This is a genomic window from Curtobacterium sp. Leaf261 (assembly GCF_001422205.1).
Classification (GTDB): Bacteria; Actinomycetota; Actinomycetes; order Actinomycetales; family Microbacteriaceae; genus Curtobacterium.
The window spans coordinates 355,250-378,315 of sequence record NZ_LMMJ01000008.1; the positions used below are offsets into that span (position 1 = coordinate 355,250).

Annotated in this window: 18 protein-coding genes and 1 tRNA gene; 11 read left to right on the forward strand and 8 right to left on the reverse strand. The window is 70.3% G+C overall.

Translation table 11 applies throughout. The features are described 5' to 3' along the window. Positions 1-32: 32 nt before the first annotated feature. Positions 33-1,034, reverse strand: coding sequence for a phosphotransferase (locus ASF23_RS09855; RefSeq protein WP_055953216.1), 1,002 nt, complete (start codon positions 1,032-1,034; stop codon positions 33-35). Between the two features lie 105 nt (positions 1,035-1,139). On the opposite strand from ASF23_RS09855, the gene nudC reads away from it, so the two are divergent. Together nudC and ASF23_RS09865 are read left to right on the forward strand one after the other, a co-directional pair. Beyond that, positions 1,140-2,075: an NAD(+) diphosphatase gene (gene nudC / locus ASF23_RS09860; RefSeq protein WP_055952451.1), complete on the forward strand. Its 936-nt coding sequence runs from the start codon at positions 1,140-1,142 to the stop codon at positions 2,073-2,075. Further along, the gene (locus ASF23_RS09865; protein ID WP_055952453.1) at positions 2,072-3,805 is read left to right on the forward strand and encodes an ATP-dependent helicase; all 1,734 of its coding nucleotides are present in this window, start codon (positions 2,072-2,074) and stop codon (positions 3,803-3,805) included. The genes nudC and ASF23_RS09865 overlap by 4 nt, the downstream gene beginning before the upstream one ends. Here the strand turns inward: ASF23_RS09865 and ASF23_RS09870 are convergent. Both ASF23_RS09870 and ASF23_RS09875 read right to left on the reverse strand, forming a co-directional pair. Continuing rightward, positions 3,696-4,607, reverse strand: a complete 912-nt coding sequence (locus ASF23_RS09870; protein ID WP_055952457.1) for a hypothetical protein — start codon at positions 4,605-4,607, stop codon at positions 3,696-3,698. The genes ASF23_RS09865 and ASF23_RS09870 overlap by 110 nt on opposite strands. Before the next feature lie 98 nt (positions 4,608-4,705). Further along, the gene (locus ASF23_RS09875) at positions 4,706-6,067 is read right to left on the reverse strand and encodes a zinc-dependent metalloprotease (protein ID WP_055952460.1); all 1,362 of its coding nucleotides are present in this window, start codon (positions 6,065-6,067) and stop codon (positions 4,706-4,708) included. 205 nt (positions 6,068-6,272) lie between these two features. On the opposite strand from ASF23_RS09875, the gene ASF23_RS09880 reads away from it, so the two are divergent. From ASF23_RS09880 to ASF23_RS09895, 4 genes are all read left to right on the forward strand, one after another. Further along, a complete protein-coding gene (locus ASF23_RS09880) occupies positions 6,273-7,385 on the forward strand; it encodes a YlbL family protein (RefSeq protein ID WP_055952463.1) in 1,113 nt (370 codons plus the stop codon). A 160-nt stretch (positions 7,386-7,545) separates the two neighbouring features. Next, positions 7,546-10,599, forward strand: a complete 3,054-nt coding sequence (locus ASF23_RS09885) for a UPF0182 family membrane protein (protein ID WP_200919334.1) — start codon at positions 7,546-7,548, stop codon at positions 10,597-10,599. 104 nt (positions 10,600-10,703) lie between these two features. Next, a tRNA-Met gene (locus tag ASF23_RS09890) sits at positions 10,704-10,780 on the forward strand. 216 nt (positions 10,781-10,996) lie between these two features. Then, positions 10,997-11,818: a carbon-nitrogen hydrolase family protein gene (locus ASF23_RS09895; protein ID WP_055952466.1), complete on the forward strand. Its 822-nt coding sequence runs from the start codon at positions 10,997-10,999 to the stop codon at positions 11,816-11,818. 160 nt (positions 11,819-11,978) lie between these two features. Here the strand turns inward: ASF23_RS09895 and ASF23_RS09900 are convergent, their stop codons facing one another. Continuing rightward, positions 11,979-13,175, reverse strand: coding sequence for an aminotransferase class I/II-fold pyridoxal phosphate-dependent enzyme (locus ASF23_RS09900; RefSeq protein WP_055952469.1), 1,197 nt, complete (start codon positions 13,173-13,175; stop codon positions 11,979-11,981). 186 nt (positions 13,176-13,361) lie between these two features. Here ASF23_RS09900 and ASF23_RS18960 point away from each other — a divergent pair, with 186 nt between their 5' ends. From ASF23_RS18960 to ASF23_RS09925, 5 genes are all read left to right on the forward strand, one after another. After that, on the forward strand, positions 13,362-15,404 hold the full coding sequence (locus ASF23_RS18960) for a S1C family serine protease (protein ID WP_055952472.1): 2,043 nt from the start codon (positions 13,362-13,364) through the stop codon (positions 15,402-15,404). A gap of 349 nt (positions 15,405-15,753) precedes the next feature. Then, positions 15,754-16,794, forward strand: coding sequence for a glycosyltransferase family 2 protein (locus tag ASF23_RS09910; RefSeq protein WP_055952475.1), 1,041 nt, complete (start codon positions 15,754-15,756; stop codon positions 16,792-16,794). A 6-nt stretch (positions 16,795-16,800) separates the two neighbouring features. Further along, positions 16,801-17,778 carry a CDP-alcohol phosphatidyltransferase family protein gene (locus tag ASF23_RS09915; RefSeq protein ID WP_235510851.1) on the forward strand — a complete coding sequence of 326 codons (978 nt, stop codon included), beginning with the start codon at positions 16,801-16,803 and terminating at the stop codon, positions 17,776-17,778. Between the two features lie 131 nt (positions 17,779-17,909). Next, positions 17,910-18,776, forward strand: coding sequence for a glycosyltransferase family 2 protein (locus ASF23_RS09920; RefSeq protein WP_055953226.1), 867 nt, complete (start codon positions 17,910-17,912; stop codon positions 18,774-18,776). Positions 18,777-18,845: 69 nt separating this feature from the next. Continuing rightward, complete coding sequence (locus ASF23_RS09925) at positions 18,846-20,081, forward strand: CDP-glycerol glycerophosphotransferase family protein (RefSeq protein WP_055952478.1); 1,236 nt, start codon at positions 18,846-18,848, stop codon at positions 20,079-20,081. Positions 20,082-20,118: 37 nt separating this feature from the next. Here ASF23_RS09925 and ASF23_RS09930 read toward each other — a convergent pair whose 3' ends face one another. The 4 genes from ASF23_RS09930 to ASF23_RS09945 all read right to left on the reverse strand — a co-directional run bounded on the left by ASF23_RS09930 (position 20,119) and on the right by ASF23_RS09945 (position 22,918). Next, positions 20,119-20,409, reverse strand: a complete 291-nt coding sequence (locus ASF23_RS09930; protein ID WP_055952482.1) for a hypothetical protein — start codon at positions 20,407-20,409, stop codon at positions 20,119-20,121. A 108-nt stretch (positions 20,410-20,517) separates the two neighbouring features. Then, positions 20,518-21,291 carry an ABC transporter ATP-binding protein gene (locus ASF23_RS09935; protein ID WP_055952484.1) on the reverse strand — a complete coding sequence of 258 codons (774 nt, stop codon included), beginning with the start codon at positions 21,289-21,291 and terminating at the stop codon, positions 20,518-20,520. Continuing rightward, positions 21,291-22,118: an ABC transporter permease gene (locus tag ASF23_RS09940; RefSeq protein ID WP_055952487.1), complete on the reverse strand. Its 828-nt coding sequence runs from the start codon at positions 22,116-22,118 to the stop codon at positions 21,291-21,293. Before ASF23_RS09940 ends, ASF23_RS09935 begins: the two co-directional genes overlap by 1 nt. Before the next feature lie 104 nt (positions 22,119-22,222). After that, the gene (locus ASF23_RS09945) at positions 22,223-22,918 is read right to left on the reverse strand and encodes a phosphocholine cytidylyltransferase family protein (RefSeq protein WP_055952490.1); all 696 of its coding nucleotides are present in this window, start codon (positions 22,916-22,918) and stop codon (positions 22,223-22,225) included. Positions 22,919-23,066: the final 148 nt, after the last annotated feature.

A 23,066-nucleotide genomic window follows, 5' to 3' on the forward strand; every position in this document is an offset into this window, starting at 1 on the left:
CACCGGGCCTCCAGGCCGTCCGCGACGCGGCGTCAGCCGTGTCGACGTTCGGTCGAGCTGAGGAGCTGCTCGACCTCGCCGATCTCCATCGTCTCGGGCGAGACACCCTGGAGCGGCTTCGCGAGCGGGGAGTGCACCTGGTCGACGAGCCGGTGCATCATCGCGACGGCATCGTCGACGACCTCGGTGCTCTTGACCTGCACGCCGTGGAGCAGCCACTGGGCCGTCTCGAGCTCGTGGTGGACGCGCGCGCGCTGCGGGAGCTGCCGGTCCCGGCCGCCGCCGTTCGTCGTGTAGGACGCCAGGACGGAGTCGAACGCCGTCGAGTCGCGACCGCCGAGGATCCACGCGAGGTCCTTCGCCGGGTCGCCGAGCCGCAGCTCGCCCCACCCGAGGACACCAGTCACGGCGTCGTCCATCGCGAGCACGGACTCGGCCCCGAGTGCGCCGTGCACGACGGTCGGGGTGAACTGCCAGAGCTGCTGGTCCTTGGCCGCGCCCTCCCACCGCTCCTGGAGCGCCGCGGGGACGAGACCCGTGGAGACCGCACGGTCCATCACGGACACCGCCGACCGCAGCACCTCGAACGGTGTCAGCGACGGCAGGCCGGCGTCGGTGACGAAGCTCGTCGGGAGCGCGTGGACCGCGGCGACGGCACGTCCGACCGAGGTCGCGAGCGCCGGTCGTGCGAGCAGCGCACCCGTGTCGAGCTGCTTCCCGCGCACGTACGTGGTCACGATGGCGCGGGTCTGGCCGATCGGCGCCTGACCGCGGTACTCCGGCACACCGAACGGGAGGCGCGTGCGGATCCCGGCGCTGAGGGCGCGGATCGCGACGAGGTCGGCGGACTGACGCGCCTCGGCGCGCTGGTTGCGCGGACGCCGGATCGCGATGACGTCGCCGTCGGCGGTGCGGAGGACCGCAGATTCGTAGTCCCCGTCCGACGCGGACCCGAGCATCTGGGTCCCCGTCACGACGAGACCGGGCACGGCCGTGGTGGCCAACGCCGCTAGAGTGAAGTGGGAACCAGCCATGCCCTCAGGGTAGGTCGGCATCCCACTCACCAGGGGTTCGCCACGCTGTCCCGGCGTCGAACAGTCGCGGTGTCCACCGTGCCCCGTCGATCCGCAGGAGTCCCGTTGTCCGAGGAATTCGCCGCCCGGTTGCCACTGTCCAGGAACGAGCTCGACCGCGACGGCGAGTTCCGCGGGACCCCCGACCTCGAGCGGGTCCTCCGCGACGATCCCGAGACGCGCTTCCTGCCGCTCCAGCGTGCCGCGATGCTGCGGAACCCCGACGGCACCCTGCGGTTCGTCGGCGCGGACCAGGTGCCCGCCGGCACCGTGCTGCTCTACCTCGGACGTGCGATCTCCGACGCCCCGGACGCGCCGGCCGGCACCCGGTTCGTCGCTGCGTTCGTCGACGAGGACACGGCGCACACGATCGAGCCGGACGACGACGCGTGGGAGAGCCTCCGCATGTTCGGGACCGAGCTCTCGCCGCGCGACTCCGGGATCGCGGTCGAGGCCGTCGCCATGGCGAACTGGCACGCGGTGCACGGGTTCTCGCCGAGGACCGGTTCGGCGTCCGTGCCGGAGCAGGGCGGCTGGGTGCGTCGTGATCCCGAGGGCCACGAGCTCTTCCCGCGGACCGACCCCGCGGTCATCGTCGGGATCACCGATCGCGACGACCGGATGCTCCTCGGGTCCAACGCGGCCTGGGACACCGGTCGGTACTCGCTCCTGGCGGGGTTCGTCGAGCCGGGGGAGTCCCTCGAGGACGCCGTCCGGCGTGAGGTGCACGAGGAGTCCGGCGTGCACGTCGAGGAGCCGCGGTACCTGGGTTCGCAGCCGTGGCCGTTCCCGGCGTCGCTCATGCTCGGCTTCATGGCGCGCGCGGTCGACGGCGATCCGTCCACGATCCGCCCCGACGGCGTCGAGATCATGGACGTCCGCTGGTTCTCGCGCGAGGAGATCGCCGCCGAGGCCGGGAAGACGCTGTTCCTGCCCGGCCGCACCTCGATCGCCCGCGCGATCATCGAGGAGTGGTACGGCGAAGCGCTCGACGTGCCGTGACGGACGATGCGGCACGGCCACCGTCGCCGGAGGAGATCCTCGCCGCACTCGACGCCGAGCAGCGCACCGTCGCGACGACCCTGCTCGGTCCCGTCGCGGTCCTCGCCGGTGCCGGTACCGGGAAGACCCGGGCGATCACGTCGAGGATCGCCTACGGCGTCGCGACCGGCACCTACGCGCCGAACCACGTCCTCGCGCTGACCTTCACCACGCGTGCCGCGGGCGAGCTCCGGTCGCGGCTGAGGGCGCTCGGCGCCGGAGCCATCCAGGCGCGAACGTTCCACGCGGCGGCGATGTCCCAGCTCAGCTACTTCTGGCCGGACACCGTCGGGGGAGCGGCCCCGCGGATCGTCGAGTCCAAGGGTCGGCTCATCGCGCACGCCGCCGACACGATCCACCTGCGGGTCGACACCGCCGTGCTGCGGGACCTCGCGGGCGAGGTCGAGTGGCGGAAGGTCGAACGGCTCACCTTCGACGAGTACGAGGCCGCCGCCGCCGACCGGGTGATGCCGCAGGGGGCGGATCCCCGTCGCGTGGTCGACCTCATGAAGGCGTACGAGGAGATCAAGGACGACCGTCGGCAGCTCGACTTCGAGGACGTGCTCCTCGCGACACTCGGCATGATCGAGGCCGAGCCGAGGGTCGCCTCCTACGTGCACCAGCAGTACCGGTTCTTCGTCGTCGACGAGTACCAGGACGTCTCGCCGATCCAGCACGACCTGCTCCGGGCATGGCTCGGCGGCCGCGACGACCTCTGCGTGGTCGGTGACGCCAGCCAGACGATCTACTCCTTCGCGGGGGCCTCGAGCGGCTACCTGCTCGGGTTCGGCGCCGAGTTCCCGCGGTCCTCCGTCGTCCGGCTCGAGCGGAACTACCGGTCCACCGCCGCGGTCGTGCAGGCGGCGAACACGCTCATGCGCGGGCGCCCCGGTGCCCTCGACCTGATAGCGCAGACTGCCGACGCCGGGGTGCCGCCGGAGGTCCTGGCGTGCGTCGACGACGGTCAGGAGGCGGGCGCCGTGGCCAGGCGCATCGCCGACCTCGTCGCGGAGGGAGCGACGTACAGCGACTGTGCCGTGCTGTTCCGGGTCGGGGCGCAGTCCGCGCTCCTCGAGACCGCGCTCGCCCGCGCCGGCATCCCCTACCGTGTCCAGGGCGGTACGCGGTTCTTCGACCGGCCGGAGGTCCGGCAGACCGTGCTGCTGCTCCGTGGAGCCGCGCGGAGCATCGTCGGTGAGCCGATCACGAAGACGGTCTCGGACACGATCCGGTCACTCGGTTGGAACCCGGAACCCCCGGAGGGGCAGGGTGCCGTCCGAGCCCAGTGGGAGGCGCTCCAGGCGATCATGGGCCTCGCAGAGGCCGCCCCCGCCGGGGCCACCCTGCAGCAGTTCTCGGCCGACCTCGTCGATCGCGAGGCGACCCACCACGAGCCGTCCGTCGACCAGGTGACGCTCGCGACGCTGCACTCGTCGAAGGGCCTCGAGTGGCCGCACGTGACGATCGTCGGTGCGACCGAGGGGCTCCTGCCGATCTCGCACGCCACGACCGAGGCGGAGATCGACGAGGAGCGCCGGCTGTTCTACGTCGGCATCACCCGGGCGCGTCGGAGTGTGACGGTCACGTGGTCGGCGCGCGGTGGGTCCCGCGGCGGTGAGCGTCGACCGAGTCGTTTCGTGGCAGCGCTCGACACGAGCACCGGGGGTGCGGCCCGAGGGTCAGGGGCGTGACCGTCAGGTCCGTCCGGTCGACCCGGAGCTGACGGCCGGACGGCGCCACGGACGGCGATGCCGAGAAGGACGGTGTCGGCGACGTCGATCGTGGTGTGGGTGACCGTCCGTCCGGCAACCGGGCGAGCACGAGCCCGCACACGGTCGCGGCGATCCCGTCGGCACGCCACGGCGACGGTGGTGGCAGGCGGCGACCCCAGAGCTGCCCGGCGATGACCGGCCACACGGGGTCCTCGTCCACCCGCCAGAGCTCCATGCACGCCAGGCACGCCCCCGCGTCGGGCTCGAGGACCGGTCCGACGCGGACCGTGCCGTCCCCGATGACGACCGGGAGCTGCGGCACCAGTCGCCGCGACCACGTCGAGCGGACGACCGGGTCGACCACGTGGTCGGTGACGAGCACGGCGAGATGCGGTTCAGGGTCGGGGAGCGGGACGGGGCCGCCGGGGGGTGCATCCGTCCGGATGACGTCGACGTCCTCGCCGCGGAGGTGTTCGACGAGGCGGTCGGCCACGGCACCGGATCCGTGCACCTCGACCAGACGATGGGGCAGCGGTGTGGCCTCGACCATCGCCGGTGCCGCCGCTCCGAGCACCGCCGCGGCCGACGTCGGCGCACAACCGAGGTGCTCGGCGATCGCCGGCAGGGCATCCCTGGCGGTCTCGCGGCGGATGGCCGAGAGGAACCGTTCGTCCGGCGTCGTGGGGACGTCGACGATCGCGCGCATCGGATCGACCCCGAGCTGGATCGTCCTCGGGTCCCGCCAGACGAGTTCGAGCGAGGGTTCGATGTGGATGCCCATGGACATCGAGCCTGGCGTGTGGAGGAGCCGCCGTGGGGCGGACCGCAGGATCTGTGGAGAACCCGCGCCGTGCCTCCCGTACCGGATCGGCGCAGCCGTCAGTCCCTGTCGGTCGCCGAGCCGTCCGTGGCCTCGTGGGGCCGGTCGTCGGTCGTGTCGTTCAGCAGGTCCTCGATCGCCCGGTCGATCTCGTCGGACCCGTCCTGCGGATCGCGGAGACGCGCGACCAGGGCCTCCGGTGCGTCGATGTCCTCGCTCGTCGGGACGAGGTCGGGGTGCGACCAGAGCGCGTCGCGCTGCTCGGCACCGAGGTCGTCCGACACCGTCTGCCACATCTGAGCAGCCTCGCGGAGACGCCGCGGGCGGAGTTCGAGTCCGACGAGGGTCGCGAACGCGGACTCGGCCGGGCCACCGGCGGCGCGACGGCGGCGGACCATCTCGGCGATCGCCGCCGACTTCGGCAGCCGCGTGGTCGCGGCCGGGGTGACGACGTCGACCCAGCCCTCGACGAGCGCGAGCATGGTCTCGAGGCGGGCGAGCGCCTGGTCCTGCTCAGGGGTCCGCGGCGGGATGAGCGCACCGCTCGCCAGGGCGTTCTGCAGCTCCTCGGCGTTCGACGGGTCGAAGCTCGACGCGAGGTCCTCCACCGCCGAGGTGTCCACGTGGATGCCACGGGCGAACTCGGTGATCGAGGTGATGAGGTGGAGTCGGAGCCACCGCGCCGACCGGAACAGCCGGGCGTGGGCCAGTTCGCGCACCGCGAGGTAGATGCGGACCTCGTCCTCGGGCACGTCGAGTCCCTCGGCGAACGCGGCGACGTTCTGCGGCACGAGTGCCGCCTGCTGCTCGTCGAGGAGCGGGATGCCGACGTCGCCGCCGGACACGACCTCCGTCGAGAGCTGTCCGACGACCTGGCCGAGCTGCATCGCGAAGAGGGCGCCACCGACGCTCCGCATGATCTGGCTGGCACCGCTCAGCATGCTCTTCAGCTCTTCGGGCGCCTGGGTGTCGATGACCTCGGTGAGGGCGTCGGCGATGCTCGTGGCGACCGGCTCGGCGACCTGGCTCCAGACCGGCATCGTCGCGGACGTCCACTGCTCGCGGGTCAGCAGCCGTGGTGCCTCGGTGAGCTCGGCGACCGTCGTGACGTCGTCGAGCCAGAGCGCCGCGACCTGGAAGGCCTGCAGGAGCGCGTTCGACGTCGCGGGGTCGACGGCCTGACCGCCGTCCTTCGCGATGCTCGCGGCGCGCTCGCCCGCCGCCGAGAAGTCGATGCCGTCGCCGCCCTTCTGGACGGCGTCCTGCAGCTGCCCCATGAGGCGTGCCACGAAGGCGGGATCGTTGGGCAGCCCGGCAGCACCGGCCAGCTGCGAGGGATCGATGTCGGAGCCGCCGGACAGGAACTTGCGCAGCATGTCGCGGAACTCGTCGTCAGGTTCCCGCTGCGGATCTTCAGCCATGGCCACTACGCTAACGGCTGGTCCACGGCACGACCTGGGACCGGCCCGAGGGATCGCGCATCAGCGTGCGCCCGTGGCGAACAGCGGGTTGCGAACAGTGGGTTGCGACCCATGCGGACCGCCGTCTGCACCGCGGCGGACAGCACCGTGCGGACGGCTGCGACCGCTCGTCACCCGGGCTCCCCGATCCGCCGGAAGGACAACGTTGACGCTCTTCGCCCCGACCCCCGCCAAGCCCCGGTCGAGGGCCCGCCTGGTCGGGTGGGGGCTCATCGTCGTGGCCCTCGTCCTCGCGCTCGCCGCGACCGTGCTGCCGAGTCCCTACCTGATCGAGCTCCCCGGGCCGGTGTTCAACACGATCGGGACGCAGCAGCAGGGCACCGGGAAGAACGCGAAGGACGTCGAGCTCATCCAGGTGTCCGGGCACGAGACCTACCCGACGAAGGGCGCCCTCGACATGCTCACGGTGAGCGTCGACGGCACCGCGACACAGCGGCCGTCCTGGCTCGCCGTGATCCGCGCACTCTTCACGAAGTCCCAGGCCGTGATCCCGGCGTCGGCGATCTACCCACCGGGTGAGACCACCGAGAACGTCGACAAGCAGGACGCCGCCGACATGCAGAACTCGCAGCAGTCCGCCGTCGCCGCCGCACTCATCCACAGCGGGTACGACATCGACTCGCGGCTCAAGGTCGGCTACGTCGCCGACGGGTCGGCCGCGGCGGGCGTGCTGAAGACGGACGACGTCATCGAGTCGATCAACGGCACCTCGCTCACCACGAACAGTGACACCACGCGGCTCACCTCGCTCGTGCGGAAGAACGGGACCGGCACGGCGGCCTCGCTCGTCATCGACCGTGACGGCACCGAGCGGACCGTGTCGGTGACGCCGAAGGAGACCGACGGCGCACCGCTGCTCGGCATCGGGGTCGTCGAGTCCTACACGTTCCCGTTCGACGTCAAGATCGCGCTGCAGAACGTCGGCGGGCCGAGCGCCGGCATGATGTTCGCGCTCGGGATCATCGACGAGATCACACCGGGGCAGCTGAACGGCGGCGAGCACGTGGCCGGCACCGGGACCATCACGGCGAACGGGCAGGTCGGGCCGATCGGCGGGATCCGGCAGAAGCTGTTCGGCGCAAAGGACGCCGGGGCGACGATCTTCCTCGCGCCGAAGAGCAACTGCGACGAGGTCGTGGGACACGTCCCGGACGGCCTCGACGTGTACGCGGTGTCGACCCTGTCCCAGGCGACGAAGGACCTCGGCGTGATCAGCGCGGGCGGCGACACGTCCGGGCTCGAGCGCTGCGGGTCCTGACCCAGCGCACGGTTCACGGTGACCCCGGAGCCGATGCCCGGCGCGAGCACACACGTTCCACAGGCGGCATGAACCGGGCGGGGCTGTCAGGACGAACCCCTAGGATCGATGCTCCGAGGGCCTGACCGGTCGTTGGTCCGAAACGTCTGGAGCATCACAAGTGACGACTACCTCGTCCGCATCGGGGCGGCGCTCGCCGCGGGTCCCGATCGTCGTGACCATCATCGTGCTGGCGGCACTGGTGATCGCGTTCTTCATCTTCGCGAGCCTCTACACGGACTACCTCTGGTTCGCGCAGCTCGGGTTCCAGAAGGTCCTGACGACCCGTTGGCTGGCCGGGACCGCGATGTTCTTCGCGGGGTTCCTCGGCATGGCCGTCCCGGTCTACGTGAGCATCGCGGTGGCGTTCCGTTTCCGCCCGGTGTACGCCAAGCTCAACGCGCAGCTCGACCGGTACCAGCAGGTCATCGAACCGCTGCGCCGTGCGGTCATGTTCGGCATCCCGACCGTCCTCGGCCTCTTCGCCGGCCTCGCGACCGCGCCCCGGTGGAGCATGGTGCTCGAGTACTTCAACCGGACGTCGTTCGGCAAGGTCGACCCGCAGTTCCATCTCGACATCTCCTTCTACGTCTTCGAGCTGCCGTTCTGGCGCTCGATCGTCGCGTTCGCGTCCGCCGTCGTGCTCATCGCGGGCCTCGCGGCCATCGCTGCGTCCTACCTGTACGGCGCGCTCCGCTTCGGCGGGCGAGAGGTCCGCATCTCGCGGACGGCGCGCGTCCAGCTGGCCGCCACCGCCGCCGTCTACATCGCGCTCCAGGCGGTGAGTCTCTGGCTCGACCAGTACGCCACCCTGGCCAAGGACAACTCACTGATCACCGGTGCGCAGTACACCGAGGTGAACGCCACGATCCCTGGTCGGCAGATCCTCGCCGGGATCGCGGCCGTCGTCGCGATCCTGTTCATCCTCACCGCGGTGATCGGCCGGTGGCGGATCTCCGTCGTCGGGACCGCCCTGCTCCTCGTCTCCGCGATCGTCGTCGGCGGGATCTACCCGTGGATCGTCCAGCGACTGCAGGTGGCCCCGAGCGAGCGGAGCTACGAGTCGTCGTACATCCAACGGAACATCGACGCCACGAGATCGGCGTACGGAGTCTCTGGCGTCAAGGAGCAGACGTACGACGCGACGAAGGACACCTCCACCGGCGCGCTCGCCCAGGACGCCCAGACCACCGCGAACATCCGGATCATCGACCCGTCGATCGTCAGCGAGTCGTTCAGCCAGCTGCAGCAGTACCGCCAGTACTACAAGTTCCCCTCGACACTCGACGTCGACCGGTACGACGTCGACGGCACGAGCGAGGACACCGTCATCGCGGTGCGCGACATCGACCTCGACGGCCTCGGCAAATCCGCCACGCAGTACAACCGCACGTTCGTCTACACCCATGGGTACGGCGTCGTCGCGGCGTACGGCAACAAGCGCGCGAGCGACGGCAAGCCGGTCTTCGCGGAGTCGGGCATCCCGACCTCGGGCAAGCTCGGGGACTACCAGCCGCGGGTGTACTTCGGCGAGAGCTCGCCGGCGTACTCCATCGTCGGTGCGGCGAAGGGCACGAAGAAGGTCGAGCTCGACTACCCGTCGGGCGCGGACGCCTCGAACGCCGGCAACGCGTTGACGACCTACGACGCGGAGGGCGGGCCGGAGCTCGGCAGCGTGTTCAACCGTCTCGTCTACGCCGCCAAGTTCCAGTCGGAGCAGATCCTGCTCTCGAACGCGGTGAACGCCGACTCGCAGATCCTGTACGACCGCAACCCGATCCAGCGGGTCCAGAAGGTCGCCCCGTACCTGCAGACCGACAAGGACGCCTACCCCGCGATCGTGAACCACCGCATCGTGTGGATCGTCGACGGCTACACCACGACGAACGCCTACCCGTACTCGCAGAGCGCGAGCCTCGACGACACCATCAACGGGACGTCGACGTCGGGGTACCGCACCGACCAGGTGAACTACATCCGGAACTCCGTCAAGGCGACCGTCGATGCGTACACGGGCAAGGTGACGCTCTACTCGTGGGATGCCAAGGACCCGATCATCCAGACCTGGAAGAAGATCTTCCCGACGTCGATCAAGCCGATGTCGTCGATGAGCGCCGGTCTGCTCGACCACGTCCGGTACCCGACCGACCTCTTCAAGGTGCAGCGGACGATCCTCGGTACCTACCACGTGACCACGGCGAACTCGTTCTACTCGGGTGACGATGCGTGGGTGACCCCGCAGGACCCGACCACGAGCTCATCGGACTCGACGGACACCTCGGCGAACGCGGGGACGAGCTCGAACACCACCACGACGGCGCTCGGGACGACGACCACCACCACCCGGGCGAACCGGCAGGATCCGTACTACCTGACCATGAAGGTGCCCGGGCAGTCGACGACGTACACGCTCTACTCGACGTACATCCCGCAGCAGACGGGGTCGAATGCGAGGAACGTGCTGACCGGGTACCTGTCGGTCGACTCCAACGCCGGCGGAGTGGGCAAGGGCAAGAAGGCGAACGGGTACGGCAAGCTCAACCTGCTCACCATCCCGAAGACCGACAGCATCCCCGGCCCCGGGCAGGTACAGGCCTCGTTCAACTCCGACCCGGACGTCTCCACGGAGCTGAACATCCTGCAGCGCGGTGACACGACCATCAAGCGCGGCAACCTGCTGACGCTCCCGGTAGGCGGCGGGTTCCTCTACGTGCAGCCCGTCTACGTGCAGTCCACCTCGGACACGTCGTACCCGCTGCTCCAGAAGGTCCTCGTGGCGTTCGGCGACAAGATCGCGTTCGAGGACACCCTGAACGAGGCGCTCAACCAGCTCTTCGGCGGAGACTCCGGCGCGGCCGCGGGTGACTCGGGCGCGACCGACGGTTCGTCCGGCACAGGCTCGTCCGGCTCGGGTTCGAGCGACAGCGGGTCCACCGGCGGCAGTGGCTCGACGGGCGGCAGTGGCTCCGGCTCCTCTACAGGCGGCACCCAGAGCCCGGCGCTCCAGCAGGCGCTCTCCGATGCGAACCAGGCTCTCCAGGACCGACAGGACGCCTACGCCAAGAACGACCTGGTGGCCGCAGCGGAGGCCGACAAGAAGCTCCAGGAAGCGATCCAGGCAGCACTGGCCGCCGAGGGCGACACGGCATCCACGAGCACGAGCAGCGGGAACTAGCGGACTCGCACGCGTGCGACTCGGGCCCCGGAGGACGTTCCTCCGGGGCCCGCGTCGTCTCGATTCGCGTCGCCCCGATTGCCGTGTTAGGCTTTCACACGTGCCGCGGGGTGGAGCAGTTCGGTAGCTCGCTGGGCTCATAACCCAGAGGTCGTAGGTTCAAATCCTGCCCCCGCAACCAAGTCAGAACGGCCCGGTCTTCACAGACCGGGCCGTTTCGTGTTCCGGCAGGGGTCCGCACCCGGCAGCTGCCGTTGATCTGAACACCCCCGTCCACCCGGAACACCCGCATGTGGGTGTTCGCGCTGGACCGCCGTGTTCAGAACACCCCGCGAGTGCGGCGCCCGGGGCCCGCACGCGCCCGGGGCCCGCACGCGCCCTCGGCTACGCTCGGGCCATGGCCAGCCTCACCATCGCCGCCGCGCAGTTCGCCCCGACGGACGACGCCACCGCGAACCTCGGCGTCATCGCCGACGCGGCCCACGACGCCGCCGCCGCCGGGGCACGTCTGCTCGTCGTCCCCGAGTACAGCGCCTTCTTCGAGCGCGACCTCGGCCCGGCGTCCGTCGCGGCAGCCGAACCCGAGGACGGCCCCTTCGTCACCGGCCTCGCGGAGATCGCCGTGGCGGAGTCCATCGCCCTCGTGGTCGGCACGGTGGAGACGAGCACGCACGACGACCGGTTCCGCAACACCGTCGTGGCGGTCCAGCCCGACGGCGCGGTCGTCGTGCGCTACCGCAAGGTGCACCTGTACGACTCCTTCGGTGCCCGTGAGTCGGACTGGATCGAGCCGGGCGATCCGACGCAGTGCCCCGTGTTCGAGCTCGACGGCGTCCGCATCGGCATCGAGACCTGCTACGACCTGCGCTTCCCCGAGGTCACGAGGCGGCTCGCCGTCGCGGGCGCCGACGTCGTCCTCGTCCCGGCAGAGTGGGTGCGCGGTCCGGGCAAGGAGCACCACTGGCGGACGCTCCTCACGGCCCGCGCCATCGAGAACACCCTGTACGTGGTCGGGGCCGGGCAGACGCCGTCGGTCGGCATCGGCGCGTCGGTCGTGGTCGATCCGTCGGGCGTCACGGTCGCCGGGCTCGGATCCGAACCGGGACTGCTCACCGCGAGGGTGTCGACCGACGAGGTCGCGCGGGTCCGTGCGGTCAACCCGTCGCTGTCGCTCCGTCGGTACGACGTCGTGGAGCGCGACGACCGTTCCGGGGAGTAGCGCGGAGCGACCATCCGGAGGCCGGTGACGGTACCGTCCGCTGGCCGGGAGGCGCGGTGCACGCCCGCCCTGTCCCTCCAGTCCGGAATCCGGTACCGCCTGCAGGCCGGGAGGCGCGGTGCACGCCCGCCCCGTCCCTCCAGTCCGGAAGGCGGTACCGTCAGGCCGCGAGGCCGGCCAGTCGCACCACGGCGTCGTCGAGGACCTCGCGGCGCTTGCAGAACGCGAACCGGACGAGCGACCGGTACCCGTCTGCGTGCTCCGGGCGGACGAAGGCGGACACCGGGACACCGACGACGCCGACCCTGGCGGGGAGCTCGAGGCAGAGTGCGCGCGCGTCGGAGTACCCGAGCGGTGCGGCATCCGCGATCACGAAGTACGTGGCGTCCGGGAGTGCGACGTCGAAGCCCGCGGCCTCCAGCCCGCCCGCGAGCACGTCGCGCTTGCCGGCGAGGGTCGCGGCCGTCGTCGCGAAGAACTCGTCCGGGAGCCGGAGCCCCGTCGCGATGGCCGGCTGGAAGGGCGCCCCGTTCACGAAGGTCAGGAACTGCTTGACGGCGAGGGCGGCGTCCACGAGCTCGGCCGGACCGCTCAGCCAGCCGATCTTCCACCCCGTCGTGCTGAACGTCTTGCCGCCGCTCGACACCGTCAGGGTCCGGTGCGCCGCTCCGGGCAGGGTCGCGATCGGTGTGTGCGGGACCCCGAAGGTCAGGTGCTCGTAGACCTCGTCCGTGAGGATCAGCACGTCGTGCCGTTCGGCGAGCTCGACGATGGTCTCGAGCACCTCGCGGGGGAGCACCCGTCCGGTCGGGTTGTGCGGGGAGTTGACGAGGATGACCCGGGTCCGGTCGGTGACCGCGGCGCGGAGGGTGTCCTCGTCCGGCAGGAACCCCGGTGCGACGAGCGGGACCGTCACGTGCGTGCCACCGGCCAGACGGATGAGTGCTCCGTAGGCGTCGTAGAAGGGTTCGAAGGTCACGACCTCGTCGCCGGTGTCGACGAGGGCGAGGAGCGCTGCCGCGAGCGCCTCGGTGGCACCGGCGGTGACGAGCACCTCGCGCTCCGGGTCGAGCTCGAGCCCGTAGAAGCGGCGCTGGTGCTCGGCGATCGCGAGGCGGAGGTGGGGGGTCCCGCGCCCCGGCGGGTACTGGTTCGCGCCCCCACGGACGGCGTCGACGGCGGCGTCGAGGACCTCTGTGGGGCCGTCCTCGTCGGGGAACCCCTGCCCGAGGTTGATCGCGCCGGTGGCCGCGGCGAGCGCGCTCATCTCCGCGAACACCGTCGGAGCTGGTCGCCCGTCCGGTCCGAGGAGCATGGCTCCCGCCGCGGCACGGAGCCAGGGGCCGGTCGATCGCATGGGTCTCCCATCGGAATCATCGGATCGCTGCCTAACCTAGCGCCGCAGGACACCGCATCCCCGCCGACGACGTACCAGGTCGTTCAGCTGGCGCATAGGGTCGCCATAGGGCACTGGCAGCTGCGACCGAAGCATCGCCCAGGTGTGTGCGATTGACTGCACTGGCTTGAAAGGAGCACGCTCAGCATGACCGACACCACTCCCCACGGGGACGACGACCGCCGGCACGACGACGCGGCAACGAACGACGCAGCAGCACCCGAGGCGGCAGGCGCCGGGTCGGCGCACGGCGGCGCGGGGGATGCTGCGGCGACGACCGACCACGGAACGGGTGACGCCGCGGCCAGCCACGACGACGCCGCGGACGGCCACGGTGTGACGGACGCTGATGCGACCGACGCGTGGCCCCGGGTCGACGAGCACCCCACGGACCGGTACACGGCTCCGTACCCGCTCCCGACGCAGGACTCGACGGGCGAAGCGCAGCAGACCGCCCAGTACGGCGACGGCGTGACCTCGGATCGGCAGCAGAGCCCGTACGGTCAGCAGCCCGAGTACGGCCAGCAGCCCCAGTACGGACAGGCGAACCAGTCCGGCTCCGGCCAGCAGTCCGGCTCCGGCCAGCAGTCGCAGTACGGTCAGACGGACCCATACGGCTACCAGTCCGGACACAGCCAGCAGTCCCAGTACGGCCAGCAGGACCAGTACGGCCAGCAGGACCAGTACGGCCAGCAGCACCAGTACGGCCAGCAGGATCGGTACGGCCAGCCGTCCCAGTACGGTCAGCATGACCAGTACGGCCAGCCGCAGTACGGCCAGCAGTCCTACCACTCCACCGGGTACGGGCCTGCCGGCTACGGCCAGGGGTACGCCGCATCGGCAGCGCAGCCGTCGAGCAGCGCAGCGCCCGGTTCCTCCCAGGCCCCGACGAGCGCGTTCGGTGACATCGACGGCGGGAACCGCAACGGCACGTACTTCACCTCCGACGCGGCGACCGCGACGGTACCCCGGTCCGATCGTCGTCGCCTGATCCTCCCGCTCGTCGGGATGCTCCTCATCGGCGCGATCGTCGGCGGTGCGACCGGGTACGGCCTCAGCACGCTGAACCGGGGACCGGCGACGGTCTCGAGCTCCACCTCCACCGGCTCCTCCGGCGGGAACCTCACCGTCAACGACTACAACTCGGCGACCGTCGTCACCGCGGTGGCCGCCAAGGCGACGCCGTCCGTCGTGACGATCAACGTGTCCGCGGGTTCCGAGGCCGGGACCGGCTCCGGCGTCGTGCTCAACAAGGACGGCTACATCGTCACGAACACCCACGTGGTGACGCTCGACGGCGACAGCTCGAAGGGCACGATCCAGGTCACGACCTCCGAGGGCAAGATCTACAAGGGCACGCTGGTCGGCACCGACCCGACGGTCGACCTCGCGGTCGTCAAGATCGACGGAGCGAACCTGACGCCGATGGACTTCGCCGACTCGTCGAAGCTCAACGTCGGCGACACCGCCGTCGCGATCGGTGCACCGCTCGGCCTGTCGAACACCGTCACCGACGGCATCGTGTCGACGCTCAACCGCAGCATCCAGGTCGCCTCGAGCGCACCGAGCGACTCGTCGTCCGGTGACTCGAACGACGGCGGCAGCAACAACGGCCAGGGCCCGTACGACTTCTGGGGGAACGGCGACAACGGCAGCTCCGCGACGGCCGCACCGATCTCGCTCCCGGTCATCCAGACCGACGCGGCGATCAACCCCGGCAACTCCGGTGGTGCGCTCCTGGACTCCAAGGGCCGGCTCATCGGGATCAACGTCGCCATCGCGAGCGCCGGACAGTCCTCGAGCTCCTCGGACTCGCAGTCGGGCAGCATCGGCGTGGGCTTCGCGATCCCCGCGAACCTCGCCAAGCGCGTGGCGGGCGAGATCATCGACAACAACGGCAAGGCGACCCACGGGCTCCTCGGCGCGACGGTCGGTGACGCGACGGCCGACACCTCCGCCACACAGGTCGGCGCGGTCATCAAGTCCGTGACCGGCGGTGGCGCGGCCGCTGACGCGGGACTCCGCAAGGGCGACGTCGTCACGGCACTCGGCGGCGTGACGGTCACCGACGGCACGGACCTCACGGCGCAGGTCCGCTACAACGCCGGTGGCGCGAAGACGACGATCACCTACGTGCGCAACGGGCAGAGCTCCACCACGGACGTCACGCTCGGCACCTACACCGGCTGAGCCGGTCCGTCCCGATGCCCGACCGCGTCCCCGGATGCGGTCGGGCATCGTCGTGTCCGCACCCACCTGCCGGACGGGAGGCACGGTGCCAGCCCGCACCGTCCCTCCAGTCCGATGCCGGTCGGGTCCTGCTGCTCCTGCCCCAGGGAGCGTCAACGGCCTGAGGGAGTCCCTGGAACAGATGACGCTCCCTGGGGCACGAGTGCGACCGGGGCAGGAGTGCGACCGGGCACCGTCGGCGTGGGTGCCGGGAGTCGCGTCGTGGGGCGCTGATAGGCTCATGGTCGCTCTGCGGAGCCGTGCCCGACCGGGCGCAGCCCTCCGCGATGGACCACGAGGTACGGATCGAATGCGCTCAGACGGCCAGCCCCTGTCGGGCGTCTCCTACGTCATGCCGGTCCTCAACGAGGTCACCGAGGTCCGCGCCGCGGTCGCGAGCCTCCTCGCCCAGGACTACGACGGGCCGGCCGAGATCGTCCTCGCGCTCGGTCCGTCGATCGACGGCACGAACGAGCTCGTCGAGGAGATGAGCGCCGCTGACCCGCGCATCCGGGCCGTGCCGAACCCGATCGGGTCGACACCGGCCGGTCTCAACGTCGCGATCCGGGCGTCATCGCACCCGATCGTCGTCCGTGTCGATGCGCACTCGGTGCTCCCGACCGACTACACGCGCATCGCCGTCGGGGTCCTCGCCGAGTCCGGCGCCGACAACGTGGGCGGCATCATGCGGGCCGAGGGGCGGACGCCGTTCGAGCGGGCCGTCGCCCTCGCCTACGGGAGCCGGGTGGGTCTCGGGGGGACGCCCCACCACGTCGGAGGACAGGCCGGCCCCGCCGAGACCGCGTACCTCGGCGTGTTCCGCCGCGACCGGTTGCTCGAGGTGGGGCTCTTCGACGAGGGCATCAAGCGCGGCCAGGACTGGGAGCTCAACCGACGCCTCCGGAAGACCGGCGGCACGGTCTGGTTCACACCGGAGCTCGTGGTGACCTACCGTCCTCGCCCGAGCCTCCGACGACTCGTCCGACAGTTCGTCGCGACCGGGCTCTGGCGGGGCGAGCTCGCCCGACGGTTCCCGACCGGCAACGGTCTGCGGTACTTCGTGCCGCCGACGATGGTGGTCGCCGTGACCCTCGGCATCGTCGCCGGGATCGTCGGCATCATCGGAGCGGCCGTCGGTTCGGGTGCCGCATGGGCACTCCTCGGCTTCGTCGTGCCGGCCGTCTACGTGGTGTTCGTGGTGGTCGGGGCCGTGCTCGTCGGGCGTTCCAGTGGACTGGCGACGCTCACCTGGCTCATCGTCGTCCTGCCGTGCATCCACGTCGGCTGGGGCGTCGGGTTCGTCCTCGGGTTCCTCGGGACCTCCGAGCTGACGACGCACACCGGAAGGTAGCCCCGCATGACCGATCCCATCCCCGAGCACGTCCCGGGCGAGTCCCGTGGGGACGACGAGCGACTCCCCGCGGACCGAGCCGTACCCGCCGGCGGGACACCGTCCTCGGACGCGACGGCGGACGCCGCAGCGACGGAGGACGCCGACGCGACGGCGGACGCCGACGGGTTCGGCGCTCGCGGCGACCAGGCCTACGCACGCCCGTCCTCGATCGCCGAGCTCCGCGCGGTTGCCCAGCCCGACGAGGTCCGGTCCCGCGCCAACGCCGAGCACTGGACCGCGTCGCTGTACCTCCGTGACATCTCGCCGTACCTGACGTGGATGCTGCTGAAGACCCGCGTCTCGGCGAACCAGGTGACGGGGATCATGATCCTCGTCGGCTGGAGCACGGCCGCCGCGCTCCTGATCCCGGGGATCATCGGCGCCGTGATCGCGCTCGTGCTCGGCCAGCTCCAGATGCTCGTCGACTGCTCCGACGGCGAGGTCGCCCGATGGCGCGGGACCCGTTCGCCGGCCGGGGTGTTCCTCGACAAGGTCGGCCACTACACGACCGAGTCGCTCATCCCGATCGCACTCGGAGTCCGCGCCGCGACGTGGCCGATCCACGGCGGCGACTGGCTCTGGACGACGATCGGCACCGCGCTCGCGCTCGTGATCGTGCTCAACAAGGCCCTGAACGACATGGTGCACGTCGCACGGGCGAACGCCGGACTCGCGAAGCTCGTGGACAAGCGCGATGCGAGCACCGCGCCGAGCGGTCGTCGTCTTGCGAGCCTCCGTCGGGTCGCGAAGTTCCTGCCCTTCCACCGGCTCTACCACTCGGTCGAGCTGACGATGATCGCGGTCGTGTTCGCGATCCTCGGACTCGTGATCGGCAGCCCCCTCGCCGACCGGATCCTCGTCGGCGTCCTGCTGCCGCTGTCGGTCCTCGCGCTGGCCGGGCACTTCGTCGCGATCATCTCGTCGAGGCGGGTCCGCGGATGACGGGCGCGGGGCCGAGCGCAGGTTCGGGCACCGGTCAGGGCGCGGGCTCGGGTGCGGCGTCGGGTACGGCGTGGGACCCGGGTCAGGCAGCGAGCCCGGGTACGGTCCGCCGCCGTGCGGTCCCGCACCGCGTGACGCCCAGGGTCGCGGTCGTCAGTCTCACCCAGGGCACCCGCCAGGACGACCTCCGCGTCGGCCTCGAGAGCGTCCTCGCGCAGGAGGGTGTCGAGCTCGACGTCGTCTGCGTCGGGAACGGGTGGGACCCGACGGACCTGCCGGACGGGGTGCGCGCGCTCGCCCTGCCCGAGAACGTCGGGATCCCCGCCGGGCGGAACGCCGGAGCCGCCGTGGTGTCCGGCGACTACGTGTTCTTCCTCGACGACGACGCAGCGATCCCGTCCACGTCGTTCCTGGCGGATGCGATCGCGCTGTTCGAGCGCGACCCGAGCCTCGGACTGATCCAGCCGCGGGTCGTCGATCCGACCGGCACCGCGAACCCCACGCGCTGGATCCCACGCATCCGGAAGGGCGAGCCCGACGAGTCCGGCCAGGTGTTCAGCGTCTGGGAGGGTGCGACCATCCTGCCGTCCGAGGTCTTCGCGGCGAGCGGTGGCTGGGGCGATCCGTACTTCTACGCGCACGAGGGCATCGAGCTGGCGTGGCGGGTCTGGGGTGCTGGGCGCCGAGCGTGGTACGCGGGGCACCTCGTGGCGAACCACCCCGCGATCGACCCGGCCCGGCACGAGGAGTACCACCGCCTCAACGCCAGGAACCGGGTGTGGCTCGCGCGCCGGAACCTGCCGGCGGTGCTCCGTCCGGTCTACGTCGGCTCGTGGATGCTCGTCCAGACGATCCGCTGGCGACGGCACCCGAAGCGCCTCGCCGTGTGGTTCGGCGGACTCCGCGAAGGCTGGACCACCGACTGCGGACCCTACCGGCCTCTCGGTTGGATCACGATCGGACGCATGACCGCGGCGGGGCGTCCGCCCGTCGTCTAGGTCGGGCAGACTGCCGCAATCGGGTACGTACCGACCGGGTCGAGCACCGCGGTCAGAAGGGAGACGACGTTGGCGATCCTCAACGACGTCAAGACCGCGAAGCGCCTCGTGCAGCGACTCCTGCGGTCCCGGAGGAGTCGGCGCACGCTCGCCAAGGTCCTGCCGACCGTCGACCGACCGGATCCCGGCACGATCGACGTCGCCGTGTACTTCGCCGACGGCCCGGTGAACATGTACCAGATCCGCCAGTGGTACGCCCCGCTCCGGGAGCTGGCGGAGACCCATCCGGTCGCGATCATCTCCCGATCCCCGGGCGCCATGCTCACGCTCCTCGACGAGTCGCCCGTGCCGGTCGTCTACGCGCGGCAGATCGTCGATCTGGAGCGGTTCGTGGAGGAGCAGCGCCCGAAGATCGTGCTCTACGTCAACCAGAACGCTCGCAACTTCCAGATGATGCGCTACGGGCGCATGTGGCACGTCTTCGTGAACCACGGCGAGAGCGACAAGATGTACATGACGACGAACCAGTTCAAGGCGTACGACTACGCCCTGATCGCCGGAGACGCCGCTCGTGACCGTCTGAAGCAGGCGCTGTGGGACTACGACATCGACCGCCGTGCGATCGCGATCGGACGGCCGCAGGCGGATCACTTCGCGGGGGCCGTCCCGTACCCGGACGACGACCGCATCGTCGTGCTCTACGCGCCGACGTGGGAGGGCGACCGTCCGGCCGCCGAGTACGGATCCATCGCCACGCACGGCACCATCATCGCGGACCGTGTGCTCGCGTCGCCGAGGCACCGGCTCGTCTACCGTCCCCACCCGAGGAGCGGGGTGCTCGACGCCGGCTACCGGGCGGCGCACGAACGCATTATCGCAGCGATCTCCGCCGCGAACGCCGCCGAGCCGAGCGCGCACCACGTGTACGACGACGGCCCGACGATGGGATGGCAGATCGCGGCGGCGGACGTCGCCGTCACCGACATCAGCGCGATGATCTACGACCGGCTCGCCGTCGGCAAGCCCCTCCTGGTGACGCGTCCCACGTCCGATGCCGCCGACGTGGACGACGCGGGGTACCTGGGTGCCGCGGACTGGCTGCTCGCCCATGACGCCGGCGCGATCATCGACCGGGTCGATGCCGCGCTGCACGACCGGTCGCGCGTCGAGGAGCTCCATCGCTGGGTCGAACGGTACTTCGGCGACACCACGCCAGGCGTCGCGACCACACGGTTCCACGCGGCCATCGACCGGCTCGTCGACCGCTGGGAGACCGTGGCTCGGGAGCACCGACCCGGCGGCTGACGTCCGGCCGCTTCCCGCTGCCACTCGCCGAGCCGTGTCAGACGAGGGACATGCGCCACAGGTACTCGGTGCCCGTCGGCCGCTTCCAGCGCACGATCACGACACCGGTGTCCTCGTTGCCGGCACCGAAGACGGCGAGTGCCAGGTGCCGCCCTGGTTCGAGTCGGCGCACCGCGAGCGGTGGGGAGTACCCCGTGCCGAGGTGGGTGAGGGTCACTGCGTCGACCGGCTCGGGTCCGATGTTGACGAGGTCGTAGCGGCGTGGTGCGCCCGTGCGGTCGATGCGGAACGGAACGGCGTAGGCGGTGGTGTCGTCGGTGTGGAACATGGCGGGAACGCTAGGGGGTGCCGCCGACGGCGGGGTTCGTCGTGGACCCGCGGAGCGATGTGGTTGTGGAGGGGGGTCGCGGGCGGTCCGTGGGGGAGGAGTGGCCCGTCAGGCAGACGGGTAGTCGGTCTCGTAGCGTTCGAGGGCGGCGTCGATCGTGTCGTCGAGCACGAGCGAACCCTTGTCCAGGTAGAGGCCCCGACTGCAGAAGCGCCGCAGGTCCTTCGCGTTGTGCGAGACGAAGAACAGCGTCCGCCCGCCGGCGAGGAGCTCCTCGATCCGGCGGTAGCACTTCTCGCGGAACGCCTTGTCACCGACCGCCAGGACCTCGTCCACAAGGATGACGGGTTCCTCGAGCCGTGCGATGACTGCGAATGCGATCCGGACCTTCATGCCGCTCGACAGGTGCTTGTACGGGGTGTCGACGAAGTCGCCGATCTCCGCGAAGGCGATGATCTCGTCGAACCCCTGCTGGATCTCTGCACGCGACATGCCGTGCAGGCCAGCGGTGAGGAAGACGTTCTCCCGCACCGTGAGGTCCCCGACGAAGCCGCCCGTGATCTCGATGAGGGGTGCGACGCCGGCATCGACCGTGATCCGGCCCTCGTCGGGCAGGATGACCTGCGCGACGAGCTTGAGGAGCGTCGACTTGCCCTGACCGTTCCGTCCGACGACACCGATCGCCTCGCCGGGCTGCACCGTGAACGAGACGTCGCGGAGTGCCCAGAACTCGTCCACCGGCCGACGACGACGCTGCCGCCCGGCGAACAGGTCCTTGAAGTTGCGGCTCGCTCGCCGGTTGCGGCGGAAGTGGATGCCCGCGCCGTCGACGGTGATCACGGGAGCGGTGCGGACGACCCGGCTCGGGGCTGGTGCGGTCATCAGAGCTCCTTGAGGACGCGGTGCTCGCTCCGGCGGAAGACCACGAGGCCGACCATGAGCACGACGAGTGTCACGAGTGCGGCGGTGATCACGGCGGACGGGTCGAAGAGCTTCGGGAAGAACCCGGCGCGGTAGAGGCTGAAGATCCCGACGAGCGGGTTGATCTCGGCGATGTGGCGCACGGACTCGGGGAGCTCGGACGCCGAGTAGATGATCGGCGACGCGTAGAAGGCGAAGCGGAGCACGAGCTTCGTGGCACGTTCGAGGTCGCGGAAGAAGGTCACGAGGGGCGCGATGATCAGCCCGATCCCGTACACGAGCACGACCTGCATGAGCATCCCCACCGGGAACCACACCAGCTGCCAGTGCGCGTGTGCACCGGAGAAGACCGCGAACAGCGCGAGCACCGGCAGGCTGAACAGGAACTCGATGCCCTTCGACAGATCGATGCGCGCCACCCAGATGGTCCGGGGGATCGTGGTCGACCTGATGAGCTTGGCCTCGCGGATGAAGGCCCGTGTGGAGTCGGACACGGCACCGGTGAACCACATCCAGGGCAGGAGCGCCGACAGCAGGAAGACGATGTAGGGCTCTTCACCGACGTCACGATGGAAGACCTGCGTGAAGACGAACCAGTAGATGCCCGACATCACGAGCGGATCGAGGATCGACCACAGGTACCCGAGTGCCGACGTCGAGTAGCGGACCTTGAGGTCGCGCATCGTCAACAGCCACAGCGCGTGCCGGTACCGCGTGGCTGCGCTCCGCGACGAAGCCGAGCCGACGGTCGTCGGCTCGGCTGTCGTCTGCGCGCTCGTTCTGCTCATCTGGTCCTTCGGGAGTCACGACCCCGGTGGTGTGCCGAGGGCGGGTGTCGCACCGAAGGTCTGAGCGAACGGTCTCGATCGAGCAGGTGTCGATCCGACTGGTGCTAGGCGAAGAGGTTGTTCGCGCGCTCGAGGTCTTCGGCGAAGTCGATCTCGACCGCGTAGAGGTCGGAGATGTCGACGGGCGACCAGCGTAGCCCGTCCTCGGCGATGGCCGCCTCGATGCCGCCCTCGAAGTACTCCTGGTCGTCGACCCGGCCGAGTTGGCGGATGAGTGCCTGCTTCTCGGTGGAGGCGACGTAGTTGATGCCGACGGCCTCGCCGAGGCCACCCTTGACCCGCTTGGAGAGCTTGTCGATGAAGCCCTCGGCGTCGACCGTGTACTTGACCTCTTCGTCGGACACCTTCTCGGTGTTGACGCTGACGAACGAGCGGTCTTGGTCCATCATGTCGGCCGCACGGACGAGTGCGCGCGGGTCGAACACGACGTCGCCGTTCATCCAGAGGACGCCGTCCTTGCCCGTCGCCTTGAGGGCACGGAGCAGGCTCTTCGACGTGTTCGTCGAGTCGTAGGACTCGTTGTAGACGAAGTTCGCCTCCGGGAACGCCTCGACGATGTACTCGGACTTGTACCCGACCACGACGGTGATGCGCGCGCTCGACCCGAAGGCCGCGCGGATGTTCTCGAACTGCTGCTGCATGATGGTGCGGCCGTCGCTGAGCTCGGTGAGGGGCTTCGGGAGGGACCGGCCGAGCCGGCTCCCCATGCCCGCGGCAAGGATCACGATCTGCGTGGTCATGGCTTGTCTCCTCGAAGTGTCCGCCCGACGGACGAGTGGTCCGCGCCGGAGAGGACTCCGCGCCGGACATGAGTCCGTGTCAGGGCATTGGTCGATCCTGCTCGATGCACCTCTGAATGTGCCGAGAACAGGTGCTCCTTCGCGCACT

Excerpts from the sequence above, each read along its gene's own strand:
- ASF23_RS09910 (WP_055952475.1), top strand. The coding sequence starts at position 15,754 with ATGCGCTCAGACGGCCAGCCCCTGTCGGGCGTCTCCTACGTCATGCCG.
- ASF23_RS09935 (WP_055952484.1), bottom strand. The coding sequence starts at position 21,291 with ATGACCGCACCAGCCCCGAGCCGGGTCGTCCGCACCGCTCCCGTGATC.
- ASF23_RS09940 (WP_055952487.1), bottom strand. The coding sequence starts at position 22,118 with ATGAGCAGAACGAGCGCGCAGACGACAGCCGAGCCGACGACCGTCGGC.
- ASF23_RS09875 (WP_055952460.1), bottom strand. The coding sequence starts at position 6,067 with ATGGCTGAAGATCCGCAGCGGGAACCTGACGACGAGTTCCGCGACATG.
- ASF23_RS09895 (WP_055952466.1), top strand. The coding sequence starts at position 10,997 with ATGGCCAGCCTCACCATCGCCGCCGCGCAGTTCGCCCCGACGGACGAC.
- ASF23_RS09900 (WP_055952469.1), bottom strand. The coding sequence starts at position 13,175 with ATGCGATCGACCGGCCCCTGGCTCCGTGCCGCGGCGGGAGCCATGCTC.
- ASF23_RS18960 (WP_055952472.1), top strand. The coding sequence starts at position 13,362 with ATGACCGACACCACTCCCCACGGGGACGACGACCGCCGGCACGACGAC.
- ASF23_RS09915 (WP_235510851.1), top strand. The coding sequence starts at position 16,801 with ATGACCGATCCCATCCCCGAGCACGTCCCGGGCGAGTCCCGTGGGGAC.
- ASF23_RS09855 (WP_055953216.1), bottom strand. The coding sequence starts at position 1,034 with ATGGCTGGTTCCCACTTCACTCTAGCGGCGTTGGCCACCACGGCCGTG.
- ASF23_RS09945 (WP_055952490.1), bottom strand. The coding sequence starts at position 22,918 with ATGACCACGCAGATCGTGATCCTTGCCGCGGGCATGGGGAGCCGGCTC.
- ASF23_RS09870 (WP_055952457.1), bottom strand. The coding sequence starts at position 4,607 with ATGGGCATCCACATCGAACCCTCGCTCGAACTCGTCTGGCGGGACCCG.
- ASF23_RS09930 (WP_055952482.1), bottom strand. The coding sequence starts at position 20,409 with ATGTTCCACACCGACGACACCACCGCCTACGCCGTTCCGTTCCGCATC.